The sequence below is a fragment of the Paenibacillus terrae genome (genome assembly GCF_000943545.1).
GTDB lineage: Bacteria > Bacillota > Bacilli > Paenibacillales > Paenibacillaceae > Paenibacillus > Paenibacillus terrae_A.
This window is the reverse complement of record NZ_JTHP01000003.1, coordinates 1-23,956: the sequence shown is the minus strand read 5'-3', so window position 1 is coordinate 23,956 and position 23,956 is coordinate 1. Positions and strand designations below refer to the sequence as shown.

General features: G+C 45.8%; 28 protein-coding genes and 1 pseudogene. 20 read left to right on the top strand and 9 right to left on the bottom strand.

The window, feature by feature from the left end:
* Positions 1-113: 113 nt before the first annotated feature.
* The gene (gene speD, locus QD47_RS02495; RefSeq protein ID WP_044644636.1) at positions 114-920 is read right to left on the bottom strand and encodes an adenosylmethionine decarboxylase; all 807 of its coding nucleotides are present in this window, start codon (positions 918-920) and stop codon (positions 114-116) included.
* A gap of 94 nt (positions 921-1,014) precedes the next feature.
* Positions 1,015-1,221, bottom strand: a complete 207-nt coding sequence (locus tag QD47_RS32045; protein ID WP_044644635.1) for a hypothetical protein — start codon at positions 1,219-1,221, stop codon at positions 1,015-1,017.
* 225 nt (positions 1,222-1,446) lie between these two features.
* On the opposite strand from QD47_RS32045, the gene QD47_RS02485 reads away from it, so the two are divergent.
* On the top strand, positions 1,447-1,776 hold the full coding sequence (locus QD47_RS02485) for a helix-turn-helix domain-containing protein (protein WP_044644634.1): 330 nt from the start codon (positions 1,447-1,449) through the stop codon (positions 1,774-1,776).
* 194 nt (positions 1,777-1,970) lie between these two features.
* Complete coding sequence (locus QD47_RS02480; RefSeq protein WP_044644633.1) at positions 1,971-2,819, top strand: hypothetical protein; 849 nt, start codon at positions 1,971-1,973, stop codon at positions 2,817-2,819.
* A gap of 89 nt (positions 2,820-2,908) precedes the next feature.
* Here the strand turns inward: QD47_RS02480 and QD47_RS02475 are convergent, their stop codons facing one another.
* Entirely contained in the window at positions 2,909-3,955 is a 1,047-nt protein-coding gene (locus tag QD47_RS02475; RefSeq protein WP_044644632.1) for an RluA family pseudouridine synthase, read from the bottom strand.
* Positions 3,956-4,201: 246 nt separating this feature from the next.
* Here QD47_RS02475 and recQ point away from each other — a divergent pair, with 246 nt between their 5' ends.
* The 3 genes from recQ (at position 4,202) to QD47_RS02460 (ending at position 8,514) form a co-directional block, all read left to right on the top strand.
* A complete protein-coding gene (recQ, locus tag QD47_RS02470) occupies positions 4,202-6,100 on the top strand; it encodes a DNA helicase RecQ (RefSeq protein ID WP_044644631.1) in 1,899 nt (632 codons plus the stop codon).
* A 50-nt stretch (positions 6,101-6,150) separates the two neighbouring features.
* Entirely contained in the window at positions 6,151-7,977 is a 1,827-nt protein-coding gene (locus QD47_RS02465) for a B12-binding domain-containing radical SAM protein (protein WP_044644630.1), read from the top strand.
* 99 nt (positions 7,978-8,076) lie between these two features.
* Complete coding sequence (locus tag QD47_RS02460) at positions 8,077-8,514, top strand: NUDIX hydrolase (RefSeq protein ID WP_044644629.1); 438 nt, start codon at positions 8,077-8,079, stop codon at positions 8,512-8,514.
* 280 nt (positions 8,515-8,794) lie between these two features.
* On the opposite strand, the gene QD47_RS34015 is transcribed toward QD47_RS02460, so the two are convergent.
* Together QD47_RS34015 and QD47_RS02455 are read right to left on the bottom strand one after the other, a co-directional pair.
* Positions 8,795-8,884 carry a putative holin-like toxin gene (locus QD47_RS34015; RefSeq protein WP_007429455.1) on the bottom strand — a complete coding sequence of 30 codons (90 nt, stop codon included), beginning with the start codon at positions 8,882-8,884 and terminating at the stop codon, positions 8,795-8,797.
* Between the two features lie 255 nt (positions 8,885-9,139).
* The gene (locus tag QD47_RS02455) at positions 9,140-9,418 is read right to left on the bottom strand and encodes a hypothetical protein (RefSeq protein WP_044644628.1); all 279 of its coding nucleotides are present in this window, start codon (positions 9,416-9,418) and stop codon (positions 9,140-9,142) included.
* 142 nt (positions 9,419-9,560) lie between these two features.
* Between QD47_RS02455 and QD47_RS32885 the strand changes: the two genes are divergently transcribed.
* A complete protein-coding gene (locus QD47_RS32885) occupies positions 9,561-9,836 on the top strand; it encodes a type II toxin-antitoxin system antitoxin (RefSeq protein WP_052646709.1) in 276 nt (91 codons plus the stop codon).
* Positions 9,837-10,825: 989 nt separating this feature from the next.
* Here the strand turns inward: QD47_RS32885 and QD47_RS32880 are convergent.
* From QD47_RS32880 to QD47_RS02440, 3 genes are all read right to left on the bottom strand, one after another.
* The gene (locus QD47_RS32880; protein ID WP_229716897.1) at positions 10,826-10,876 is read right to left on the bottom strand and encodes a putative holin-like toxin; all 51 of its coding nucleotides are present in this window, start codon (positions 10,874-10,876) and stop codon (positions 10,826-10,828) included.
* 189 nt (positions 10,877-11,065) lie between these two features.
* Entirely contained in the window at positions 11,066-11,671 is a 606-nt protein-coding gene (locus QD47_RS02445; RefSeq protein ID WP_044644627.1) for a DedA family protein, read from the bottom strand.
* An 11-nt stretch (positions 11,672-11,682) separates the two neighbouring features.
* Positions 11,683-12,261, bottom strand: a complete 579-nt coding sequence (locus tag QD47_RS02440) for a class I SAM-dependent methyltransferase (RefSeq protein ID WP_044644626.1) — start codon at positions 12,259-12,261, stop codon at positions 11,683-11,685.
* 157 nt (positions 12,262-12,418) lie between these two features.
* Between QD47_RS02440 and QD47_RS33670 the strand changes: the two genes are divergently transcribed.
* The 12 genes and pseudogenes from QD47_RS33670 to QD47_RS02385 all read left to right on the top strand — a co-directional run bounded on the left by QD47_RS33670 (position 12,419) and on the right by QD47_RS02385 (position 20,453).
* Positions 12,419-12,637: a hypothetical protein gene (locus QD47_RS33670; RefSeq protein WP_044644625.1), complete on the top strand. Its 219-nt coding sequence runs from the start codon at positions 12,419-12,421 to the stop codon at positions 12,635-12,637.
* A pseudogene (locus QD47_RS34010) lies at positions 12,591-12,695 on the top strand (thioredoxin reductase); the annotation flags it as partial. The gene QD47_RS33670 and the pseudogene QD47_RS34010, both read left to right, overlap by 47 nt.
* 171 nt (positions 12,696-12,866) lie before the next feature.
* Positions 12,867-13,292, top strand: a complete 426-nt coding sequence (locus QD47_RS02430) for a GNAT family N-acetyltransferase (RefSeq protein ID WP_044644769.1) — start codon at positions 12,867-12,869, stop codon at positions 13,290-13,292.
* Between the two features lie 105 nt (positions 13,293-13,397).
* Positions 13,398-13,889 (top strand): 8-oxo-dGTP diphosphatase, encoded by a 492-nt coding sequence (locus QD47_RS02425; RefSeq protein WP_044644624.1) that lies wholly within the window; start codon positions 13,398-13,400, stop codon positions 13,887-13,889.
* 96 nt (positions 13,890-13,985) lie between these two features.
* Positions 13,986-14,507 carry a GNAT family N-acetyltransferase gene (locus QD47_RS02420; protein WP_044644623.1) on the top strand — a complete coding sequence of 174 codons (522 nt, stop codon included), beginning with the start codon at positions 13,986-13,988 and terminating at the stop codon, positions 14,505-14,507.
* A gap of 199 nt (positions 14,508-14,706) precedes the next feature.
* Positions 14,707-15,144, top strand: coding sequence for a hypothetical protein (locus QD47_RS02415; RefSeq protein WP_044644622.1), 438 nt, complete (start codon positions 14,707-14,709; stop codon positions 15,142-15,144).
* A gap of 29 nt (positions 15,145-15,173) precedes the next feature.
* Positions 15,174-15,677 carry a hypothetical protein gene (locus tag QD47_RS02410; protein WP_044644621.1) on the top strand — a complete coding sequence of 168 codons (504 nt, stop codon included), beginning with the start codon at positions 15,174-15,176 and terminating at the stop codon, positions 15,675-15,677.
* 155 nt (positions 15,678-15,832) lie between these two features.
* The gene (locus QD47_RS02405; protein ID WP_044644620.1) at positions 15,833-16,867 is read left to right on the top strand and encodes an NAD(P)/FAD-dependent oxidoreductase; all 1,035 of its coding nucleotides are present in this window, start codon (positions 15,833-15,835) and stop codon (positions 16,865-16,867) included.
* 385 nt (positions 16,868-17,252) lie between these two features.
* Complete coding sequence (locus tag QD47_RS02400) at positions 17,253-17,918, top strand: HD domain-containing protein (protein WP_044644619.1); 666 nt, start codon at positions 17,253-17,255, stop codon at positions 17,916-17,918.
* A gap of 168 nt (positions 17,919-18,086) precedes the next feature.
* Positions 18,087-19,148: an SPFH domain-containing protein gene (locus tag QD47_RS02395; RefSeq protein WP_044644618.1), complete on the top strand. Its 1,062-nt coding sequence runs from the start codon at positions 18,087-18,089 to the stop codon at positions 19,146-19,148.
* A complete protein-coding gene (locus QD47_RS02390) occupies positions 19,145-20,197 on the top strand; it encodes an NAD(+)/NADH kinase (protein WP_044644617.1) in 1,053 nt (350 codons plus the stop codon). The genes QD47_RS02395 and QD47_RS02390 overlap by 4 nt, the downstream gene beginning before the upstream one ends.
* A 76-nt stretch (positions 20,198-20,273) precedes the next feature.
* The gene (locus QD47_RS02385) at positions 20,274-20,453 is read left to right on the top strand and encodes a hypothetical protein (protein ID WP_014280513.1); all 180 of its coding nucleotides are present in this window, start codon (positions 20,274-20,276) and stop codon (positions 20,451-20,453) included.
* 101 nt (positions 20,454-20,554) lie between these two features.
* Here the strand turns inward: QD47_RS02385 and QD47_RS02380 are convergent, their stop codons facing one another.
* Positions 20,555-21,667, bottom strand: a complete 1,113-nt coding sequence (locus tag QD47_RS02380) for a LuxR C-terminal-related transcriptional regulator (RefSeq protein WP_044644616.1) — start codon at positions 21,665-21,667, stop codon at positions 20,555-20,557.
* A 333-nt stretch (positions 21,668-22,000) separates the two neighbouring features.
* Here QD47_RS02380 and QD47_RS02375 point away from each other — a divergent pair, with 333 nt between their 5' ends.
* Together QD47_RS02375 and QD47_RS02370 are read left to right on the top strand one after the other, a co-directional pair.
* Positions 22,001-22,786: a class I SAM-dependent methyltransferase gene (locus QD47_RS02375; protein WP_044644768.1), complete on the top strand. Its 786-nt coding sequence runs from the start codon at positions 22,001-22,003 to the stop codon at positions 22,784-22,786.
* On the top strand, positions 22,773-23,858 hold the full coding sequence (locus QD47_RS02370) for a saccharopine dehydrogenase family protein (RefSeq protein ID WP_044644615.1): 1,086 nt from the start codon (positions 22,773-22,775) through the stop codon (positions 23,856-23,858). The genes QD47_RS02375 and QD47_RS02370 overlap by 14 nt, the downstream gene beginning before the upstream one ends.
* Positions 23,859-23,956: the final 98 nt, after the last annotated feature.

Here is a 23,956-nt window from a genome sequence, read left to right as displayed (position 1 = left end):
TCAAATCTCTCATTTTGCATCAAAAAAGGACAAAAGCCCGGCTCTGTTTCAGCTCCAAAGCTATTGTCCTTTTCTAATGGATAACATATAGTCCATCCTGCTGTCCCATCCCGCTACGTCATATTTTTGCCATAATAAATTTCATCCATTTCTGTTTTAAGACGGGCGGTTATGTTCTGCTGCTCGTTCCCGCTCAGACTTTTCTTCGTATAGCCGAATAGATAATTGTCCAGATCGAATTGTTTCAGCTTGCATTTAGTGTGGAAAATGTTTTCCTGATACACGTTCACGTCTATCATGTCATACTGGTTACGCACTTCGTCGGGAATATAATTTTGAATGGAGGCGATGTCATGGTCGATGAACAGCTTGTGCCCATTCGTATCACGTGTAAAGCCGCGTACCCGATAATCAATCGTCATAATATCTGTGTCGAAGGAATGAATCAAATAGTGGAGTGCCTTGAGCGGGGAGATTTCTCCACAGGTAGAGACGTCAATATCGGCTCGGAACGTGCTGATTCCCTCGTCGGGATGATATTCCGGGTAGGTATGGACAGTGATATGGCTTTTATCCAACTGTATAACGACAGAATCGGGCAGAGGGCCGGGTGATTCGGCGTAGGATTCTGTAGGCACCTCCATGATAGGACCTTCCGATATAAGCATGGTCACACTGGCTCCTTGAGGAACATAGTCCTGCTGGGCTACGTTGAGCACATGAGCCTCGATGATATCGGACACATTTTTTAAAATGGCAGTCAGCCGATCCGCATTGTATTGTTCGTCAATATATTCGATATAGGCTTCGCGTTCTTCCCTTGTTTTAGTGTAACAAATATCGTACATGTTAAAGCTCAGCGATTTGGTCAGATTGTTAAACCCGTGCAGGGTAATCCGCTGTTCCGGTGTCATGGTCATGGGCTATTTCCCCTTATAGTTGCAGTATTCATACATAATGTTCCCATCACTTCTTTTCATATACCCATTCATATACTCCATCCTGTAGCTAGGATTATGTACCCATAACCTGGAATGAACGTTCACGTACGCTTATGTTCTGTTCATATAGACGAATTTCTACGGTTTCAGCCCGTGGACTGCCGTGTGTGGCCTCGACGACCAAACGAAGCCGATCCGTAACAACGGAGTTCCTGATTTCATGAATTCTTTTTGCGCTTTCGGTTATTCTGTTCTGTATGGAGAGTCCTCCACGTTCCATCTGTAAACACCTCAATTCGATAATGACGTACCAATTCGGACATGACTTCAAAAGGGGGTCCGATGATGATGGAGATTGATTAAATCCTCGTTAACGTCATCATACGCAAGGCTTTAAGGCTGCTGGACGCTGTTACCTGAGCGAGCTTTGTTTTGATATGCACGGAAACATCATACGTATATACTTTATTTCACGTTTAGCTAATCTTTAGTAACAGGATTTATAATGACAAAGCAGATGATGAATAGAACGCTTTGTGGACATTTGGCGCACAGTCAGCAGGACATGGAAAATGAAGGCGGTGAACGCCCATGTTTGGGGTTAAGTCCCGTGCAATTCACGAGGCGTTTTCAGACGGCGGTGGGCTTAACACCCATCCGGTATGTGACCACACTGCGTCTTGAGAAGGCCCAGACTTTATTGCTGGAGACAAAATATACGCTTGATGATATTGCGGGAAAATGCGGATATCTGAACAGATTTTATTTTAGTCGGGTTTTTTCAGCTAGAAAGCACATGTCACCTTCAAAATACCGCAAGCTTAACCGAATATGATTATAGACTTGCAAGGAAAGTGACTTTGGGCATTGCGTAAAATGAGAAAAGAAACTTCAGCTAATAATAAGCGTATAATAAAATAAACGTAAGAAGCTGAGAATTATGAAGTTAAAATGAATTTGATAGCAAAAAGGATTTCACAATACCATGCCATGTTACACTGAAAGTAAAACGGTGAAAGGAGTTTCAAGATGCTGGCTTTGTCCGATCCGGCCTGGGCTTTGCTCCAAGGCCCCTATGGTTCCTCTCAATACGTCCCGGAAATGTTGAAGCAGCTCCAAGCCGGATATGACGGCGAAATAGCTGACACCTTGTATTGGGAGGAACTATATCACCAAAATACGTTATATACATGTACCTTTGCGGCTGTACCATACCTCGTAGATATTGCGTTAAGCAGTTCTGATATAAGTATTCGAGCAGATATTTATAATATTTGCGGAATATTTGAAGCCAAGAATGTTAATCCATTACATACAAAAGTTCCGTTGGAATTTGCAAGGGATCAGGTAGAATTGGATGCAGATCTGGCTGAATATATATATGAACAATACCAGCAGGCCATTGTCCGGCTTACAGGATTGACCGAGGAAATGGTGCTGTATGCTAAGGACCACGAAGGAGATGTTGGCAAGCGTTATGTTTTGGCTGCGGGGGCTGCCTTTCAGGGTTATCGATGTGTAGCTTTTATGCTGCAAAGCTTTGATACTGGTGATGAATATACGCTGGATTGTCCGCATTGCGGAACTCCGCTCTATATTTGGCCTGTTGAACAAAGTGATGTTCTGGTGGTTTACGATAAAGATCCGGTAAACTCAAACAACCTGGTTCCCTATTCGATCCAACCCGGCTCATTGGACCATAAAGGCTCTAATCTACAATGGCTATATCAATATGCCCAAAAAATTGAAGAGAACAACCTTTTGGCCCATTTACCCTATTTAAACGGTCGGCTGAATTGTCCCATTTGCAATACACCGATCTCCATTTGGGACGAGCTGATGAAAACAGCTAATGGTGTCCGAAAGCATACCGCTTAATGAATAAAAAAGGGAGCTGTATCATACAGCCCCCTGATTTCCCCGTATATTTTTTCCGCTCCAATTATTACTGCTTGTCTTACGTAAGGCTACTCTCGAAACGGATTTAAAAAGGTTTTAGGAATGTCGGATTCAAACCGCAGCAATACTCCAGTGACGGGATGAATAAACGACAGTACGCGCGCATGCAGGCCGAGGCGACCGATAGATTTGGCTTTGGAGCCGTATTTTTTATCTCCCACAATCGGATGGCCGATATCCTCCATATGAACGCGAATCTGATTCTTGCGTCCGGTTTCCAAACGTACTTCCAGCAAAGAAAAATGCCGATTGGCCTGAAGCAGCTTGTAATGAGTAACCGCGTGCTGTCCGTCATTCGGATATGGGCTGGAATACATTTTCAGCGTCTTGCTTTCCTTTAGCCATGAGGTGATAGTGCCCGCAGCCTTTTTAACCTGTCCTTCTACGAGAGCGATGTACGTTCGTTCATACACGACTTCCTTCCACGCTTGTTGCATTTCCTGCTGTATGGCTTCGCTTTTCGCAAACATCATGACTCCAGATGTATCACGATCCAGACGATGCAGCACAAAAATACGATTGTATGGATGTTCACGTCGCACATGTGCCGTAAGCTGACGGTATGCCGTTACTTCCTGTTCCTGCGCAGAGGCGACGGATAGCAGCCCGGCATCCTTGTGAATGACAATAATGGCCTCATCCTCATGCAAAATACGCAGCCCGGTCAGCGGCACCACGGGAGTGATCTTTTCCTTGGAGAGGGCCACTGTCTGACCTTGCTCCAGCGGAAAATTGAACACGGTACGAGAAATGCCGTTCACGGACACCTGTCCACGGGCCAGCGCTGATTTAATGGAATTGCGGCCCATGCCAGACACATGCTCTACCAAAAAATTCAACAGCTCGGCAGGCTCCTGCACGATGTATGTTTTTGCAACGCTTTTTTCCGGTTTACCGTGCTCTCGGGCAGCAGTTTTATCAAAAACCCCCGTTTTGCCCCGTGCTTCGGGTCTATGTGAGCCGGATTTTCCGGCGGGTTTATGGCTGCGTTTGGAGTTGCCTGTGTTTGGCGTGGATTTTGTATGATTTTTTCGATTGGGTTTACGATTGTTCATGGGTTCTTTCTCCTTCTTGGTACCGTGTCTCATCATAGTAATGGACAAACTTGCGGCACCGTGTCCACTATATCATGAGAAAACAGCGAACGCCATGGTAGAAGGGTTCGATAAGAATTTCATTATACATCATGCCTATGGACTTCCAGCGGTTGAACATTACCCCGAACCCCGGTAAACTAAAGGTAACGAAAGATAAGCCGATATGCGTCGAGGGACGCCAGAAATATGAGGAGTTTTGAAACTATGAGTGTACAAGCACCAACATTGGAACGGGCGCAGGATTTACTGCAAAAATTTTATGGCTATCCCGATTTCCGGGAGGGTCAAAAGAAAATTGTCGCCAGTATGCTGGAGGGCAACGATACGCTAGGCATTATGCCGACAGGCGGCGGGAAATCCATATGCTACCAGATTCCTGCACTGCTGCATGATGGGCTGACGATTGTTGTGTCACCGCTGATCTCACTGATGAAGGATCAGGTGGATGCGCTGACCACGATGGGAATTGCGGCTGCCTATATCAATAGTACGCTGAGTGGACGAGAAGTGAACGACCGCATACGTGCCGCACGGAATGGAGATTTGAAGCTTCTATATGTTGCACCAGAGCGGCTGGAGCTGGACTGGTTCCGCGATGAGATGGCGCAGCTACCGATTTCCTGCGTTGCGGTCGACGAGGCGCACTGTGTATCCCAGTGGGGACATGACTTTCGCACCAGTTATTTGGCGGTGGCTCCTTTTGTGGACGGGCTATACGAGCGCCCGATTGTAGCGGCATTCACGGCAACGGCGACACCGCAGGTCATGGACGACATCGTGCGGCTGCTTCGCCTGCGTGAGCCGGAGACATTCGTCACGGGACTGGGACGGCCAAATTTGGCGTTCAGTGTGCTGCGTGGGGAGGACAAGCGCAGCTTTCTGCTGAATTATGCGCGTGAGCATGACGGCGAATCGGGCATTATTTATGCAGCGACACGCAAGGACGTGGACGACCTGTACCAACGGCTGCGGGATGCGGGAATGGCGGCTGGGCGTTATCATGCCGGGATGACCGATCAGGAACGGGCAGACAGCCAGGAGGGGTTCCTGTACGACGATATTCGTGTCATTGTAGCGACCAACGCCTTCGGCATGGGGATCGACAAATCGAACGTGCGCTACGTCATTCACTACAATATGCCTAAAAATATGGAGGCTTACGTACAAGAGGCGGGACGCGCAGGACGTGACGGCGATCCGAGTCAATGTATTTTGCTGTTCGGACCGCAGGATATTGTGACCCAGAAATTCCTGATCGAGCAAAATCCGCAGGATGAGGACCGCAAGCGCAACGACTACCGCAAGCTTCAGCAGATGGTTGATTATTGTTACACGACTCGCTGCTTGCGTACAGCGCAGCTTGAGTATTTTGGTGAGGCAGAGGAGCATGAGGCTTGCGGCACATGCAGCTCATGTACAGATGAACGGGAACTGGTAGACATGACCATTGATGCGCAAAAAATTTTTTCATGTATTCATCGCATGCGGGAACGTTTTGGTGTTTCGATGGTAGCCTCGGTATTGAAAGGCTCGCGTAACAAAAAAGTGCTACAGTATGGCTTTGACAGCCTGCCAACCTATGGTGTAATGGGCAATCGGACGGAAAAAGAAATTTCTGAAATTATTAACGTCCTTGTATCGGAAGGTTATCTGCTGCTGTCTGAGGGACAATATCCGGTTGTCCGTTTGCAGCAGCCTGCGGCTGAAGTGCTGAAAGGTCAGCGCGAAGTCATGCAGCGTGTGGTGCGACATGCCACAGCTTTTGCAGGTGGGACAGGCTCACGTGGACGACAGGGACGCGATGCGTACCCAGCGGCAGTCAACGAAACGGTGTTCGAGCAACTGCGCCTGATTCGCCGCGATTTGGCCGCGCAGGAGCATGTGCCGTCCTATATCATTTTTAACGATGCTACGCTGCGCGAGATGAGTGTAGCGAACCCGCAATCTGAGGCGGACATGCTGCTGATCAAGGGTGTCGGCGAAGTGAAGTTCCGCAAGTACGGCAAGCTGTTCCTTGATTTTTTTCAAAATCAGGGGAATGCCGGAGGAACAGTGAACGAAGATGAGATTTATGCGGATGATGTGTACGAGGATTTTGAATAGCTATACTAAAAGATATGAGGCGTCATGCAAACTATAAAAGGTTGTGACCTATGAAAGTCATTTTATCAACGTTAAACGCAAAATATATTCATACCTCGCTGGCGATCCGGTGTCTCAAAGCCTACAGTGAAAAGGACTTTGACATCGAACTGGCGGAGTATACGATCAAGGACCCTGTGATGAACATCGTATCCGACCTGTTTCAGCGGGGAGCGGATGTCATTGGATTTTCCTGTTATATCTGGAACATTGAAGAGACGATTAAAGTCATTGATGTATTGAAAAAGATTATGCCGGAGGTCAAAATCATTCTCGGTGGCCCGGAAGTCTCTTACGATACCGATCATTGGATGAAACGCCTGCCGAATGTGGATTTTATCGTTGTCGGTGAGGGGGAGGAAACCTTTCATCAACTGCTTCAGGAGATTGAGGGTACGCAAAAGTACCATTTTGTCTATGGACTGTCCTACCGTAAGGGAGAAGAGGTCATTCAGATGCCGGGCCGTCCAAAGGCGGACTTGAACGAGCTGCCGTCACCGTACCGCTTTGCAGAGGATATACCGGAATTAGGCAAACGGGTTGTTTATTTTGAAACCAGTCGGGGTTGCCCGTTCAGTTGCCAGTTTTGTCTGTCCAGTATTGAGGTAGGGGTACGTTATTACGATATTGAGCGCACGAAGTCGGATATTCTGTATCTGATCGACAACGGAGCCAACCTGATCAAGTTCGTGGATCGGACCTTTAACATTAAACGCGATTATGCGCTGGAAATGTTCAAGTTTCTCATTGAAAACCATCGTGGATGTGTTTTCCAGTTTGAGATTACAGCAGATATTATGCGTCCCGAGGTGTTGGATTATTTGGCAGAAAACGCGCCGCCGGGCGTATTCCGCTTTGAAATCGGCGTCCAGTCGACGAACGATCCGACCAATGAGCTGGTCAAGCGTCGCCAGAACTTTGCCAAGCTTTCCCGTACCGTTACGAAGGTCAAGCAAAGCGGGAAAATCGACCAGCATCTCGATTTAATCGCCGGCCTGCCTTTGGAGGATTACAACACGTTCCGTAAAACGTTTAATGACGTTTTTGCGCTCGGCCCGGAAGAGCTTCAGCTCGGCTTCCTCAAAATGCTGCGTGGTACTGGACTGCGCATCGACGCAGATAAGTACAACTACACGTACATGGACGTTGCACCTTATGAAATGCTGAGCAATGACGTCCTTTCCTTTGCCGATATCGTTCGGCTCAAACGTTTGGAAGATGTGCTGGAGAAATACTGGAACTCTCATCGTATGGATCATACAGTGAACTATCTGATCGAGCGCGAATTTGCGTCCGCCTTTGATTTCTTTCAGGAGTTCGGAGACTATTGGGAGGGACAAGGCTGGCAAAAAATCGGCCACCAGCTCGAAGACCTGTTCACGCGTCTCCAGTCCTTTCTTGAATCACGCGGAACGAAGCGAATGGATATGGTGCTTGGGCTGATGAAGCTCGACTATTTCCTGAACCATAAATACAAGCCGCGTAAAATCTGGTGGGAACACGCCTTGGAGAAGGACGATTGGTCCAGCTATATGAAAATGGCTCTCCAGCACCCGGATGCGCTGTTGTCACCTGTGGTTGCAGACTTTGTGGCAGATCAGTCGCAGCCATACCGCGAGATTATCCCGTCTTTCGCTTCCTTGAAGCTGGGTGAAAAGGAACTGCAAAAGCACGCTGTGCTGGATGTTCTGCCGTTCCGGCTGGATCATATCCTGAGTGGCGGCAGCCCTTTGACCGCTGAAGGCCGAACGTTGCTACTCGTAGTCTACCAGCAAAACGAACAGCAAAAACCGCTCTACTACACCATGCCGATTGGCAAGGAAATTGCTGCGATTTAAGAGGAATAAGGTACAAATGACATCTAAACATCAGAAGGCATCGTTCTTGACAACAAAAGAGTCGGTGCCTTCTTTTGACGAATGAAAAGAGTGATCAGATTGGGCTATATGATGGACTTAAGAAAAGTGGTAGGTACCAGACCCTTAATCATGGCAGGCGCTTGCGTGCTATTACTTCATGAAAACAAATTACTGCTAGGACTTCGAACAGATAATGGTTTGTGGGGATTGCCAGGCGGGTCATTGGAACCGGGAGAATCTATGGAAGAGGTCGCGGTAAGAGAATTAGCCGAGGAAACAGGACTGAAGGCGGGTAGCCTTACTCTATTGGATGTATTCTCCGGGCCGCAATTATACTATAAATACCCGCATGGGGACGAAGTATATAATGTCGTTACAGCCTATATTTGCACCGAATATACGGGGGAGCTAAAGGAAGATCCAAATGAAGTCAAGGAATTAAGATTTTTTGATCTCGACCATCTTCCTGATGAAATTAGTCCCCCGGATATCCCGGTTATTCAACGGTTTTTATAAATAACCCTGCTTTCAAAAAAATAACTTGGGATGAAATGCTGTCATCTGATATTTGAATAGAGTATGTTAGTGGGAAATCCTACATTTGGGTGCCTGAATAAAAGATTTTCCATATTGGCAATATGGTTTTTCCTGTGATAAACTATAGCCAAAAGGTATATACTAAAAAAGAGTAAGGATGCTACCAACATCCTCACTCTTTTACAACAGCCGCTTATAAGGGCGGTGGCTGTGTTAACAAAGGCGTTGAAGTAGACCGTTTACCTTTGCTGAGGGCGGTCTACTTCTTTTTGTTGAAGGAAATAATCAAGATCACCAACGTTGCAAACTGAATCATCAACATCAGCGTATCTTTAACCTCCACAGGCATCACCTCCTTTGCAGGAGACTAGCCGACCGCCCATCTAAGCCATTCTGTTGTTAGTTCATAGTATATCATATGGATAGTCTTGCTAAAAAGGACAAAAATGAAAACGTCTGTTTCTAGATTCTAGGTTAACTGTTCACCAACGATTGTGCAGGATGGACAGAAAAGTTTAACCTATCATTTCGTGAAATCAGAGTGTGGTTTTTGGGTAAGCTATTAAGGGTAACTCTATTCCTCTAATAGGGCGAAAAGGGAAAATTATCCACCAGCCAAAATTTGGTTTAGGCATACGCCATCTTTTAAGCCTTGTTCATACATAATAGATTCAGCCATGCCTTGGAGTAAGGTAGTATTGGTTTCATAGTCGTAAAGTGCTTGTATGTATTCCTTTGGCAAGCAATCATGTAGAATAGAAAAGAGTTGATTACAGTTTTTCATTAAATCTTCGTATTCTGGGGATGTGGCCAACATGGAACTTGCAACATGCTCCATGCGAATAGAAATAAACTGGTTAAGGCCATCTTGTATAGCATTCATTTATCTTCCTCCGTTAAGGTGACATCAAAGTGAAATCATAATTTCATTTTAAAGTGACATCACTATGATGTCAATAGGTAGAGTTAAATGGTTATTTCACAGTGCTATAATAATGAAATCACTATGGTGAGGAGTCTAAACGATGACAACTAATAAAAAAGCGTTCACACTACGATTAAATCCAGAAAATTTTGAGAAAATTAAAATTATAGCTGAGCATGATAAGCGGTCAATCGCAAAACAGATTGAATATTTAATTGAACAACATATTGAAGAATTTGAGAATAAAAAAGCTAAAGAGCTTGAAGAGGAAAAAGCTAAAGAGTTAGAAGATAAAAAAAATGAAGAGCTGGAAAATGAAAGACTGGTTAATGAAATAGTTGAAGATAATAATTCTGACTCCGCTAAACAAGAGTAATTCAGGACTGCTCTGCTTTGTAATAGATTAAATAATGCCTAAGGGAGTGCAGTCATGAACTCCATACTAAGTCGGCTCAAACCTCCCTTTTATACGGATTTAAGACTGTTTTTTGAATCCATAAACAATATCTAAACAGAATATAATGGTTACTTACCGGGTTAGAATTGAATTGGATGCCGGATGATTTTTTTGAATATGTAGACAGAATCTGGATTTTGAAGAAAATGGGTATGGAAATACGAAGCCATGGATGTCCGGAGAACAACTAACACATATTGTACATAGATATGAGCTTCAATTTATTTGGGGAGTGTTCATGGGGTTTAGAAACATTTTATAACCAGGAATCGGATATAGAGGCCGCGACAGTTTCTACATGATCGTTTTGTAGCAATGGCATCTGTCGTTTTTATTCCTAAAGGATATATATAAGTTGAATTAAAAAAATGTACATGGAAAACGGAGTAGGCGGAATGGTGCTGTACAAGCGAAGCGATCGCTTTCAAAGCTTTCCGTAGGAAAGCTCGCTTCAGAAGCATCACCTCCCCGGATTTCTACCCTTATAAAAGGCTTTATTCAAGAAATCCGGGGGCGGTGGCGATGGGAAGCACCATCCGACTGCGCAGTGGCGCATTAGGTAACTTTTAAATTCAGATTATATAGAAGAAGATAAATTGATCGGATTTACACAATTGTATCCTTCGTCTTCTATCTAACTGGAGTCAAAGGAATGGGTTTAACAACAGGAAGGGATAATAAGACGGCTCTAAGGTTTTATGAAAAAAACAGCTATATCAGAGACAAGGAATTTTATTATTATGATTTGACTTTATAGCTGTAATCACGTTATAAAATCGGTTATAATGAGGTAAGAATAAGTAAGGAGCCGTGCGCTAACACGGCTCCAGCATACAACAACTGCATAAAGAGCAGTCGGCCGCGTAAGATAAGGTCGGAAATAGACCGTTTTCCTTAGTCAGGGCGGTCTATTTCTTTTTCATGTAGGTAAGTAACGCCAGAATGAACATGCCGAACATGATCATTAAAGAGATAGCATCTTTGACCTCCATGGGCATCACCTCCCTTCTGGGAGACTAGCCGACCGCCCTCTATAGCCGTATATTGTACTAGAAAAGTATACCATAAATAAGGGATAATTAAAGTGATAAAACACTTAAAAACGTCTTCTTGAATTTAATAGAGCTATCCTTCATTATACTCTATCTTTACTCCTCAGTTGTTTTCTTCCCCCAAACATATTTCATTATAAAAAATAGTATGGCCAGTACCATGAGAAGCAATGCGATCTGTAAGCCATAACGATGTATAAGTTCTCCTGCTGTTTGTACATGATCGCCGAAGAAATGTCCGAGTAAAAAGAAGATTAGCGTCCAGATCAAGCCTGTTGAGTAAGAGAACAAAGCATAACGCTTGAAGCTCATTTTATTGATTCCGACAATATAAGGGATGATGTGACGGACAATCGGCAGGAAATAACTGATGCAAATGGTGAAATTACCATATTTATGTACCAAATTTTCCGAAAATGTAATGTACTTGTCCATTTTCTTTTTTCGTCGTAAACGATCGAGAACGGTTGTGCCCAAGAATCTTCCCAATACGTAGCCTAAGGACAAGCCCGATATAACCCCTAGATATACGATGAAAAAGGCGAGTAACGGTTGAAGTATTCCCATGCTGGTTACAGCCCCGCCAGTCATCACAATCACTTCGTCTGGAATGGGTAGCCCAACGATCCCGAGCCATAGGGAAAAAAATAATGCTGCATAGCCATACTGTTCGATGATGGAAATTAAATGTTCAACGTCCATAATCACTCCCCCTAATCATGCTTTCTTCGGCATACATAGACGAACGCGGGTGGAATGTTCATAGGCACAAACTTAATTTCCTCAATATCAAACCATTCCTCTAACTGCTGCTTCATTTGTTTAGAATATTGAAAGGCGACAAACATTCCCTGATCCTTGAGCGATAGGTGAATCTGTTCTACAATTTGATCTCGCATCGCTTGGGGGAAATTAAAAAATGGCAGCCCGCTTATAATGCAGTCAAGCTTTTCAATTTCGGCATTTTGCATAGCACGTTGAAGCTCACGGGAGTCGGAGTAACAAAGATAATTCGGAAATTTCTTTTTTAAATCTCGTCGCATTGTCTGATCCTTCTCAAAAAGCAGTACCTTGGTTTGTTCCTTTGCAGCAGATGGAATGTATTGAGTGATTGCCCCGGTACCAGCACCAAGCTCGGCAACGCTATGAATTTCACTCCATGGAATGGATTCGATCATTTTTTTAGCTAGAAATCTGGAGCTTGGTGTTACACTACCCACATAGGCTGGCGAATGCAAAAATTTAAATAAGAACAGAAATCTCTCGTGAATCAAATGACTAATACGGATCATGAACCGTTCCCCTACTTTCGATTTTCTGAATACGTTCGTTTATTCTCTGCTAAGAGTAACAAATTATACCTTTGCTTGCTCCTGTCTGGAGTAGGGTTCATATCCCCGTCCTGAGGCGGGGATTTTCCTTGACTATAGTCTAGGAAGCAGATCTCTTATGAGTGATTTGCAAAGTATCCTGAGTTCCAGGATGGATGCACAAGTATATGCAAAGGTATCCAGGATTGCTCCAACCATTGCTTTACAGGCAGGTAGTGGCATGTATGACGCAATGCCAAAATTAGCAGACCTCTTCGATAAGAAGACAGAATCCGAAAAGGTATTAGCTGAAATTGACGAACCTTCATTACGTGATTACAGATTTGTCCAGATTTAAAGATAAGCGTGTTCTGATTTCAGGGGGCGGAGATTCTGCGGTTGATTGGGCGAATGAAAGATTTTTCTCGAATCATTACTGTGATCTTTTTGGTGTAATAAGAAAAATGAGAAGGTGACTTTACATGGAAATATTTATACAATATAAAACAGTAACTACGATGAAGCTTAATGTGAAAATCTTATTTCAAGCGATTATAAATTTTAATTTAAATTGGAGGATTTATGCCATGACGCTGGAACCTCAAATGAGTCGAAGTAGTAGGGATGAAACGCGATTTGTCAGGAACAAACTGATTGAATTTAACGCAAAACACATACCTGAAGATATCCAAACCCGGTATGAGGAGATCAATCTTACCCTCAAAAATGACGCTGGTCAGGTAATCGGTGGTCTTTTAAGTGTGCTATGTTGGAACTGGGTGGAGGTTGATATTTTGTGGATAGATCAGAGCTACAGAGGGAAGGGCTATGGTTCACAATTGCTTGGTGAGATCGAACAAATCGCCAAAGATAAAGGGTGTGCTTTTATACAACTCAACACGTTTACTTTTCAAGCACCCGATTTTTATGAAAAGTATGGGTACGAAGTGATCGGCGTCATTGATGACGCCCCCCGAGGCTTTAAGCACTATTATTATAAGAAAAACATCTAGCGAGGACTCTAATATATGCGGCTAAAGGGAGTTAAAGTTGAGAGCTACAATATGTCGGCTGGAAAGCTAGAAGTTATACTATAAAGAATAGGGATAAAGAAAGGTATGATCGGATTGACCACAGAAGTAACACACAAAATATATACCATGTGCATGATTCAGGATGGAACAAAGGTACTGCTCCTCAACAGACCGGATAAAAAGGGCTTTCCAGGTTACATCGCGCCAGGAGGGAAAGTAGAATTTCCAGAGAGCATTGTGAATGGGGCCATTCGTGAAGTGAAGGAAGAAACAGGATTAACCGTAACGGAAATTGTATTTAAAGGAATTGACGAATTTTGTGACCCTAGCAAAGGGTTAAGATACATGGTATTTAACTATTTGGCTACTGCGAGTGAAGGGGAGCTGCTAGAAAATCCTCCAGAAGGAGAACTGCTATGGGTGGATATGGAGGAAGCGCTCGATCTGCCGATGCAGGATTGGTTTAAGCAGAGATTCCCATTGTTTTTCGCTCCCGGAACCTTTGAGGTGAGCCAGGTGTGGATACAGGACACGAATGAAACTTTGGAAGCAACGGTTAAAAACTATGGGGTGTAGAGCCAGCTTACAGATTGGGCCCGGAAATTCACGGATATTGAGATATATGAACACTAGGCAGAAGAATTGAGATTTTAATATGAGGACGTGATTGACGTGCAAACAGTCAGCTTGGTAAAGCCGGATAGAGTATGGAAGGAAGCTTATCTTTCTTTTTATGAGGAATGGAAAAAGAGTCAGGAGCTTATGGTACCGTGGGTAATTTCTACAGAACCGTATGATTTTGAAGGCTTGCTGACCTTTTTGAGCAATCAGGAAAATGGAATTGACTTGCCAGAAGGCTGGGTCAAAACCTCAACGTACTGGCTAGTGACTGCAAATGAGCAGGTCGTCGGAGCGGTAAACATCAGGCATGAGCTTAACGAAAAGCTGTTGAATGCCGGAGGGCATATCGGCTATGGCATCCGTCCTTCCGCACGGGGGAATAGCTACGCTGTTACTATGCTTGCGCTGGCACTGGAAAAAGCAAAAGAGCTGGGGATTTCCAGAGCTTTGGTCGTATGCGACTCCGATAATATCGCCTCCAAAAAGACAATCCTCCGAAACGGGGGCATGCCGGACTGGGATTACGTAGAGGAAGACGGGAAGCGTATGAACCGATTTTGGATAGAACTGTAAGTGGATTTTCGCATATACGCTTGCTCATACATGGGTCTGTATTCTCCACGGTTATTCGGAGACACCTTGCTATAACGTCCGATTCTGCCGTTGGAATCTGTTATATTGGCATTAAACGGAACCGTGTATCCCAAATAAATATTTTGCGAAGTCATGATATACAACAAGAAAGTGAGAAAGAGGGTAGCGCAAAAAGCTTATGAAATTACAGCCTGAATATGCGCAAAACATCATTGTGGGTGTCATTTTTGAAGGACAATGGAACTGGTATGTGACTGAAAGAGAGTATTGGTTTCTGAATACAGAAATGGAGGAACGGTTTGGTATTCCCATTTTGGATGAAACAACGGCAGGAGCATTTTTGGGGCATATCTGTGAATATAGAGTAGCTGCTGATGAACTAATCTTACTGCTCAGTATGCTGGCTGATGCCATTGAGCATAAGGATGAAGTGTTAGAGTTCAGCCCTGCGCTGTATGTTGATTTTGACCAGAAAATTCTCTATTCGCTGTTTCCAGAGCCAGCATCGTTTGAGCATTATGTTCCAGCGGGGTGGAATGGGGAATATCAAAACTTTTTGAACGAGGTGCCTCGGTCTGAGCAGTATTGGATTATAGATGGGAAGTCATTTTTTTGAAAAATTCATATGAGAGGAGCAGAGAGAATATGGATTTTTCCATGCGTGAGTTTAAAATCATCTCCAAGCACAGAATGAACGATCAATACTTGGTAAAGCTGCGGGCCTGCGTCGAGGTTTTGGACGAACAGGTATTGTGGCAGGTTGGTGAGGCGGAAACGAACAGTATGGGTGGTATTGTCAACCATATCATGGTACATGTGCGTAGAAACGCAGCCAAACTCATAGATCCGACGATTACATATAAGCAAGGGATGGAGGACAGCTTCATACCTTCGGTACAAGACAAGGTGCAGCTTATGGTTGAGGTGGAAGAGGCTTTTTCATCCTTCTGCGCAGCATTGGACAACACAGGCGCAATAGATATGTACAATGTTTACCATGTGGTGGAGCATACGGCTTATCATTTGGGGCAGATCATAGACCGCGTACAGAGACTGGCAAATTACCGTTTTCAATTTGTACAGACAGGACTTAATGAGAAGACGTTACGTGCTATAGTGCAGCAATCTCTGAATACCTCAGGAAAATGAGAGAAACAACAGCCATATATACCGTATAAAAATGTAGTTCTAAGGTCATAAAAACCCCCGAATCGGATATGTTTTTAATTCTTAATTGATATTGATAATTATTATCACTTATAATAGGAGCAGACATATCACGCTAAGGTAGGGAGAGTTGCAGAGTGAAAGAGTCCTTGGAATTATATGATGTAACAATAATCGGCGGTGGTCCTGCCGGTATGTATACCGCATTTTACAGCGGAATGAGAGATATGAAGACCAAGCTGATCGAAGCCAAGCATGAGCTGGGCGGACGGATGCGCATTTACCCGGAGAAGATGATTTGGGATGTTGGAGGTGTCACGCCGATATTATGTGAAAAGCTGATTGATCAGCTAGAGCAGCAGGCGCTGACGTTCGAGCCTACGATTGTGTTGGGACAGCAGATCACAGGTTTGGATCGGCAAGAGGATGGAACCTTCCTATTGACCTCTGCGACAGGGGAACAGCATTGGACACGTACAGTGGTGCTGGCAGTTGGCTATGGCATTCTCAAAATGGCCAAGCTGGAGATTGAAGGAGCTGACCGCTATGAGGTTACAAACCTGCATTATACTGTACAAGAATTGGAGCCGTTCCGAGGCAAGCATGTCCTGATTTCCGGAGGAGGCGACTCGGCTGTGGATTGGGCGAATGAGCTGGAATCTATTGCCGCAAGTGTGACAGTAGTCCATCGTCGAGAGCATTTTGGCGGACATGAGAAAAATATAGTTCGCATGAAAGCGTCTTCTGTCCAAGTCCTGACACCTTACGCGGTGAGCCAGCTACATAGTAATAATGGCGAGACGATTGAACAGGTGACGATCAGTCATGTAGAGACGGGTGAAACACAAGTATTGAACGTCGATGCAATCATTGTGAACCATGGTCTGAAATCGGATTTTGGCCCGCTTCGGGATTGGGGACTGGATATGGGTGAGTGGCATGCCAGAGTGAGTGAGAAGCTGGAAACGAATCTGCCAGGGGTTTTCGCCGCAGGCGATTTTGTCGAGTACGGAAGCAAGCTGTATCTGATTGCGGGTACGTTCACGGATGCTGCCCTTGCGCTGAATAGCGCCAAGCTGTACATTGATCCCGCAGCAGATAAAGTGGCCTATGTATCTTCCCACAACAGCCGCTTCAAGGAAAAAAACCGCGAGCTTGGTGTCGTGGAGTAAGATACGTAAATAAGTCTGATAGGATAGAGCTAGGATAGGCAAAACGCAAAATAACTTCCGAGACCACTGTTGATGTGGAATTGGAAGTTATTTTTTGTACGGTCACTAACTCCATCACAAAGGTTGGATGCCATACACCATATAGAATAAAATAGAGAAAGCTTATCCATTTCGGCCTTATATAGCAGATTTTGAGTAGAAAGATAAGGAGCGGTGTACCCTTTTGGGACATCACGGGTATGAGCCAGCAACCGGGCGATTAAAGCTGGCAGCACGTAAGGCGCTTTCTATGATCCGCAATAAGCAAATGAATAGGTAAATGAACAAGCGTTAGAAATTAAAATAACTCGCCTTGGAATACAAGGGTGGGAGCGGAAGGTGACTTATGGAGAATCGAACAGAGCAACAGGAAGCTATTTTAGCAGATATTATTCAAAAGGCAGAACCTTTTGTACAACAGCAGTTGGAGCATGACCACAGTGGTCACGATTGGTGGCACATTGACCGGGTGAGAAAGCTTTCCCTCGAAATTGCTGCCAAAGAAGGCGCAGATACGTTTATTTGTGAACTGGCAGCGCTACTGCATGATGTAGCGGATGAAAAATTAAACGACTCCAAACAAGCGGGACTCGACAAAGTGGAGCACTGGCTGCGTCTGCATGTAAGCGATCCGGGCGTGATTACGCATGTGATGACCATTATCGCTACAATGTCCTACAACGGTGGACAAAATCCGCCTATGAATACGCTGGAAGGTCAGGTTGTGCAGGATGCAGATCGGTTGGATGCCCTTGGAGCGATTGGCATTGCGAGGACTTTTATGTATGCAGGCTCAAAAGGCAGCATGATGCATCACCCGGACAAGGATTTTTCACAGTATGAATATCGTGCTGCGGGGAAAAGTGCCATATACCATTTTTACGAAAAGCTGTTAAAGCTCAAGGATTTAATGAATACCGCTTATGCCAAAGAGCTGGCAGCGGTCCGGCATCAATGGATGGAGATGTATTTGGAGCAGTTTTATAGGGAATGGAATGTGGATGATAAATAAGTTGTTTCAATAAGGCTGTTTCCTCTAACCGAGTGTATCGGAGGGGGAACGGCCTTCTTTTATATAAATGTCGTATTGATATTATCGAGGATGTGTGCTATTTTATTGTTAATAACAAATTGATAATAACAATATAATAAAAACTATAAGGAAGGCGAGGAATCTGCCATGTTCGGATTTAATTTTGTGAAATTTCAGCCTAGTGAGTATGTGATGAAGGTGAAGAACGGGAAAGTGGTTCGGGAAGGTGTGGGATTATCCTTTTATTATTACGCTCCAACAACCTCGGTCGTCGTCGTGCCTGTTTCCTCTATTGATGTGCCGTTTATATTTGAGGAAATGACCCATGATTTTCAGGCGGTGACCGTGCAGGGACAACTGACTTATCGGATTGTGGATTATCGGAGAACGACGCAGATTTTGAATTATACGTATGACTTGAAAGCAAATCGCTATATTTCGGATGACCCTGGCAAGCTGGCCCAACGGGTGATTAACATTGCAAAGGTGCTGACCAAAAAATATCTGGAGCGTGTTCCGCTCAAAGAGGCTGTTCAATCCAGTGAACGTTTGGCGCAAAGTATGGCGAAGGATATCGCTCAACACGCGGAAATCGAAAAGCTCGGTATTGAGGTGATGGGACTGTCGATTTTGGCGATTTTACCGAATAAAGAAACGATGCGAGCGCTGGAGGCGCAGGCAAGGGAGGAAATTCTTCGCAATGCGGATCACGCCCTATATGAGCGTCGGAATGCTTCCATTGAGCAGGAGCGGCGTGTGAAGGAGAATGAGCTGAACACCGAAATTGCAGTGGAGACGAAAAAGAAGCAAATCCGCGAAACCCAGCTCGATGCCGAACGTTCAGTGAAGCAGAAGCAAAGCGAGATGAAGGAGGAGCAACTGCGTTTTGACACGGCTTTGGAGGAGAAAAAACGTGTGCTGATTGAGTTGACCGTAACGAATAAAAAGGCGGAAGCCGATGCCAAGGCCTATGAGCTGACGGCAGTCATGAAATCGTTGCAGGATGTCGAGCCGAACGTGCTTCAGGCTATGGCGAACATGGATATGAGTCCGGATAAGCTGATTGCGATTGCATTCCAAGAGCTTGCAGAAAATGCAGGGAAAATCGGTCAGCTAAACATTACACCAGACTTGTTGCAAGGTCTGATGTCCGGTCAGGGAACAGGCGGATCGGAAGGAACGAGAGGATCAAGAGGAAGAGGTCGATGAGCAGCCGGATGACAGAGCACAAGATCATTTTGGTGAAGCGTAAAACACGTCTGGAGGAGCTGATTGTCCGGTATAACACGGTGCAGCAGGCCCGGTTTTTTATTGAACGGCTGGGTGCGGATTTCAGTGATTATGTGCTGGAGGATGAAAATTACCGCAGAGCGGTGGCAACGGCGACGTCGGAGCTGACGGCCTTGGGCCGGGTTCAGATTGTGGAGCGGGAGCATGTGCCTAATTTTATTTTTGGTGAGCAGGATACGGTGGTGGTACTGGGTCAGGATGGGCTGGTGGCCAACACGTTAAAATACTTGACTGAGCAGCCGCTTATCGGTGTGAATCCAGATCCGCTGCGTTGGGACGGGGTACTGCTGCCATTTACGGTATCGGATTTGCGCTGGGTTGTGCCAGATGTATTCGTGCGCAGACGTCCGATCAAGGAGGTTACGCTGGCTAAGGCACAGCTAAATGATGGTCAGTCGTTGTACGCTGTGAACGATTTGTTCATCGGTCGCAAAACTCATGTTTCTGCGAGATATGAGCTGAGGCTGGAGGATCAGGTAGAGCAGCAATCCTCCAGCGGCATCATCGTTTCGACGGGGCTGGGCGCGACAGGCTGGTTGACCAGCGTGCTTGCCGGGGCGGCAGGGATTGTCGGCAGCGCTACGCAGTGTCCAATTTCGCTGACTCCAGATCATCTGGTGCCGGGCGCCGCCTTCCGTCAAGAAGCAGTGGAAGAAGGACGGCAACGAGGCCGGAGAAGCAACGGGCGCGACCATGGCAGTGACGATGACTATAGTCATGACAACCGCGCAACATGGAGTTCGCCATCGCTATATTTTACGGTGAGAGAACCATTTCCCAGTCAGACGACTGCTGCGGATCTTGTATTTGGTCAGGTGGAAGCCGAAAAACCGCTGCGGATTGCTTCGCAGATGCCGGAACATGGAGTCATTTTCAGCGATGGAGTAGAAAGCGACTTTCTGGAGTTTAATGCCGGGATTGAGGCAACCATTGGTCCGGCGGAGAAAAAAGGGCATCTGGTTGTGTAGAGGTTTGCACAGGATGGCAATGGGGAATGTTGAGTAAGGTACATCAATCAGATGAAGTCAAAAAGGAGGAATCAACATGAGCGACCACACTCAAGACGAAGCGAAAATCCGCAACAAGAAGAACGAGGACGGAGATTCCTTGATGGAGAAAAACAAGCTGGAAAACGGCGTGGATATCGAACCAGAGGCTGACGAATGGATTGCGAAGCCTTCACCTGTGTCCTACGATGATACGAAAACCTCTTCGAAGCAATAAGGCTCTTGCGTCCAAATAGAGCTAACATGCAAAGACAGATGATCCTTAATGGGGTCATCTGTCTTTTTGGCATGTATTATTGTGGAATAGGCGGATAGAAATTAGTTGAATCTGGAATATACCTTCCATACCAGCTCACGGCGGCTGCTTACACCTGTTTTCAAGAAAATCGCTTTCAGATGATCTTGCACTGTGTAGGCTGAAATATGAAGTGCGTTTGCCAATTCTCGGGTCGAAAAGCCTTGAACAATGAGCCGGACAAGCTGTCTTTCCCGCTCGGACCATGCAAACATCTCGGCCATGAGCGGCAGCATTTCAGATGCTTTAGCAGGCTCAAACCATACGGCAAGCTGTTTTTCATCTTTACTTTGCCCGCTCTGAAGAAGGGTGGCCCTGAGTGTTACCCACGGGGTTCCTGCGTCTGCGGCGGGTATACATAGTTTGGCTGGTGAAGCGGAAGTAGTGAAAGCTCCCGGAAGGGCTGTGGATAGTGCGCGAAAGCATACCGCCCGAACGGGCGCGGGAAGGCTATTTTCGTCGATGCCTTCCTGCTGCCGAAGCAACTTAAGCCACTGGTCTGCCGTTGGATTGGAGGAAATCGGCTCCAGCTTGCCAGAAAGCACCAGAACCCCTGGCTCCATATCATTTTCCATAATTATAGCGGAGTCTGGAGATAAGCCCACACTGGCCTGACGTAAATGATAGGCAATGGACGGCGCTAAGGCTTCAAGAAGCTGCTGCTCTTCCTCACTAAATACCAGCTCTGTATGAAGGCGAAACAACGTGAGAAATCCCCAGCAGGTTCCTTTGTACATTAACGGAACACGTAATTCATCCCCGAATCCGGCAGGCTGCAAAACATCCCTGTAACGTGCGCTCCGATTCGGTTGACCTCCCGTAGCTCCGTTTAGAGTCGCTATGGATTGCCCCTCCCGCACCAACTGGTCGTATTTCATCACATCATTGCGCAGATATTCGTACTCTAACAGCTTGTAATGAATGCCATCCACGCCTGATTCGGTGAATGCCCCTGTGGAAAGTAGCGAATGCGGATCTATTGATGTACAACACGCCGCATTGAACGGAACCTGAGTACGTAAGCGGTCGATTAGCGTATGTTTGTAAGCTTGCGATGAAGGGGCTTTTTCTCCCAGTCGAATGATTTGCTGTCGAGCATCTTTTAGCTGTGAAAATTGTGTATATTGTGCGCTCATACATTGCTCCCATCGTGAAAAGCTGGAGTTTCGCAACATTGTATCGAAGTAAATCCCACATCTATGGGATGGTGGATATACGTATAGTCGTTATAATTGAGAATGATTCTTAATTCAGGATTTTGCAAAATCCTCAATTAAATCAACAATATACGAATGCTAGGGGAAGATCAAGGCTAGATGTAAGGCCAGTTGCATCTTTTTCCAGCTGTTCGATTTTGGAGGGAACTATATATGGAATATAGCAGCAGTAAGCCAAACGATCCTATAGACGCTCATCACACAGGCAATAGCCGTCATACAAGCGCTGAACATAAAATTCCTAACCAGTCCATGAGCTGGAACGATCCGAATGTAAGCAAGTACCCGGACACGATTGCTTTAAAAATACCGGGATATGCTCATCTGTATGAGATGACGGGCCGCTTGATAACCGCACAGCTTGAGGCTCAGACCCGCACGCAGGCGACGGATCCGAATGTACTGATTATCGGGGCTGGCGGCGGTCAGGAGCTGATTACACTCGGAGGACAACATGCGGCATGGTCTTTTGCGGCAGTTGATCCATCTGAACGCATGCTGGATTTGGCACGTCAGCGTGTGGCGCAAGCGGGTATAAGGTCCAAAATATCATTTGTCACAGGCACGTTGGAAGAGCTGCCCGGAGAACTACTCCAAGAACAGCCTAAGGAGCAGTCTGGAAAACAGACCGAAGAATCACACGCGGAGCCGATGTATGATGCTGCCACCTGCCTGCTGGTGCTTCATTTTCTTCACAGCTTGGAGAGCAAACGGGCATTGCTACAACAGATATCTGCTCGTCTCAAACCGGGCGCGCCTTTTTGCTTGGCCTCCATCAATGGAAATCCACAGGAGTCTGCCTTTTCCATTCAAATGCAGGCGTGGAAAAGTCATATGCTGGATCAGGGCATTCCCCTGGAGGATTGGGAGCGATTCGCTACCTCCATTGGCCGTGAGTCAGACCCGGTGTCCAATACGGCAATACAGGGAATGTTGGTAGATGCAGGCTTTACCCATATTACTCGGTATTTTGGTGCTTTTTTAGTGAATGCGTGGTTTGCAGTTAAAGGGGGAGAATTTACTCATGACAAAGGATAGCATTATCATCATTGGTGGATATGGTCATGTTGGAAAAATTTTATGCACGGAACTAAGTGAAATGTTTCCCGGCAAGGTGTTTGCTGCAGGGCGTAGCATGGAACGTGCCGCTGAATTTAGCAAGCAATCGGGTGGTAAGGTACTGCCTTTACAGCTTAATATTCATGAGCCGATAGCCCCATCGATTTTAAAGCAGGCCAAGATCGTTATCATGTGTCTGGATCAGGAAAACACAGACTTGGTACGTGCCTGCCTTCAGCATGGGGTGCATTATATGGATATTACCGCGAATGCAGCTTTCTTGAGTCAGGTGGAGCGGTGTCATCAGGAGGCACGAGCTTATCAGGCTACTGCCCTGCTAAGTGTGGGATTGGCCCCGGGGTTGACGAATCTGTTAGCATTGCAAGCGACGCAGCTTATGGATCAGACGGATGAGTTGAACATATCTCTGATGCTGGGCTTAGGAGACGAACATGGTCAGGCTGCCATTGAATGGACAGTGGACCAGATTCATACCGATTTGGAGGTTATGGAACAGGGTCGCCCGGCGATTCGAAAAAGCTTTAGCGACGGGCGAGTGGCAGACTTCGGCGCAGGAGTGGGGCGTCACCGCGCGTATCGTTTCCCTTTTTCCGATCAGCATACACTTCCACGTACGCTCGGAATTCCTACGGTCAGCACACGTCTTTGCTTCGATTCCCGGTTAACTACCCGGCTTTTGGCAGGGCTTCGGACAACAGGGATATCGGGTTTACTCCGACAGAAATCCGTGCGTAACGCAGTGGTTCGCAGCTTTAGCAAGCTGCATCTGGGAGGGAATGCGGTGGCGGTCAAGGTAGACGCGCGAGGAACCCTTCATGGCAAGGAAACGAAAGTCGAATGCCAACTAAGGGGACATCATCAATCCGATTTAACCGCCAAGGCAGCTGTCTTTGCAGCGCTGGCGCTATACCGTTCTGAGCTTCCTCATGGTGTATTTCACGTGGAGCAGTGTTTTTCGTGGAATCGTATGCGGGAATGGCTGGGGCAGCAGGTAGCTGTGGATATTCAGGTGAACGGACAGCAGGTGTAGAAGTCATATTTTCTGACCCAAGAGGGACTTATGTAATCCAAGCTTATTCGGCAACTCATTGCGGATGGGTCTTGGATTTCTTTTCCTGTTAGATTACA

What these genes read in the sequence shown, in the direction of transcription:
- QD47_RS02390 (WP_044644617.1), top strand. Translation starts at nt 19,145, where the DNA reads ATGAGCAGCCGGATGACAGAGCACAAGATCATTTTGGTGAAGCGTAAA.
- QD47_RS02380 (WP_044644616.1), bottom strand. Translation starts at nt 21,667, where the DNA reads ATGAGCGCACAATATACACAATTTTCACAGCTAAAAGATGCTCGACAG.
- QD47_RS02370 (WP_044644615.1), top strand. Translation starts at nt 22,773, where the DNA reads ATGACAAAGGATAGCATTATCATCATTGGTGGATATGGTCATGTTGGA.
- QD47_RS02445 (WP_044644627.1), bottom strand. Translation starts at nt 11,671, where the DNA reads ATGGACGTTGAACATTTAATTTCCATCATCGAACAGTATGGCTATGCA.
- QD47_RS02455 (WP_044644628.1), bottom strand. Translation starts at nt 9,418, where the DNA reads ATGAATGCTATACAAGATGGCCTTAACCAGTTTATTTCTATTCGCATG.
- QD47_RS02400 (WP_044644619.1), top strand. Translation starts at nt 17,253, where the DNA reads ATGGAGAATCGAACAGAGCAACAGGAAGCTATTTTAGCAGATATTATT.
- QD47_RS02410 (WP_044644621.1), top strand. Translation starts at nt 15,174, where the DNA reads ATGGATTTTTCCATGCGTGAGTTTAAAATCATCTCCAAGCACAGAATG.
- QD47_RS02375 (WP_044644768.1), top strand. Translation starts at nt 22,001, where the DNA reads ATGAGCTGGAACGATCCGAATGTAAGCAAGTACCCGGACACGATTGCT.
- QD47_RS02440 (WP_044644626.1), bottom strand. Translation starts at nt 12,261, where the DNA reads ATGATCCGTATTAGTCATTTGATTCACGAGAGATTTCTGTTCTTATTT.
- QD47_RS02430 (WP_044644769.1), top strand. Translation starts at nt 12,867, where the DNA reads ATGACGCTGGAACCTCAAATGAGTCGAAGTAGTAGGGATGAAACGCGA.
- QD47_RS02480 (WP_044644633.1), top strand. Translation starts at nt 1,971, where the DNA reads ATGCTGGCTTTGTCCGATCCGGCCTGGGCTTTGCTCCAAGGCCCCTAT.
- QD47_RS33670 (WP_044644625.1), top strand. Translation starts at nt 12,419, where the DNA reads ATGAGTGATTTGCAAAGTATCCTGAGTTCCAGGATGGATGCACAAGTA.
- QD47_RS02415 (WP_044644622.1), top strand. Translation starts at nt 14,707, where the DNA reads ATGAAATTACAGCCTGAATATGCGCAAAACATCATTGTGGGTGTCATT.
- QD47_RS32885 (WP_052646709.1), top strand. Translation starts at nt 9,561, where the DNA reads ATGACAACTAATAAAAAAGCGTTCACACTACGATTAAATCCAGAAAAT.
- recQ (WP_044644631.1), top strand. Translation starts at nt 4,202, where the DNA reads ATGAGTGTACAAGCACCAACATTGGAACGGGCGCAGGATTTACTGCAA.
- QD47_RS34015 (WP_007429455.1), bottom strand. Translation starts at nt 8,884, where the DNA reads ATGCCTGTGGAGGTTAAAGATACGCTGATGTTGATGATTCAGTTTGCA.
- QD47_RS02485 (WP_044644634.1), top strand. Translation starts at nt 1,447, where the DNA reads ATGACAAAGCAGATGATGAATAGAACGCTTTGTGGACATTTGGCGCAC.
- QD47_RS02475 (WP_044644632.1), bottom strand. Translation starts at nt 3,955, where the DNA reads ATGAACAATCGTAAACCCAATCGAAAAAATCATACAAAATCCACGCCA.
- QD47_RS32045 (WP_044644635.1), bottom strand. Translation starts at nt 1,221, where the DNA reads ATGGAACGTGGAGGACTCTCCATACAGAACAGAATAACCGAAAGCGCA.
- QD47_RS02395 (WP_044644618.1), top strand. Translation starts at nt 18,087, where the DNA reads ATGTTCGGATTTAATTTTGTGAAATTTCAGCCTAGTGAGTATGTGATG.
- QD47_RS02385 (WP_014280513.1), top strand. Translation starts at nt 20,274, where the DNA reads ATGAGCGACCACACTCAAGACGAAGCGAAAATCCGCAACAAGAAGAAC.
- QD47_RS02425 (WP_044644624.1), top strand. Translation starts at nt 13,398, where the DNA reads ATGATCGGATTGACCACAGAAGTAACACACAAAATATATACCATGTGC.
- speD (WP_044644636.1), bottom strand. Translation starts at nt 920, where the DNA reads ATGACCATGACACCGGAACAGCGGATTACCCTGCACGGGTTTAACAAT.
- QD47_RS02465 (WP_044644630.1), top strand. Translation starts at nt 6,151, where the DNA reads ATGAAAGTCATTTTATCAACGTTAAACGCAAAATATATTCATACCTCG.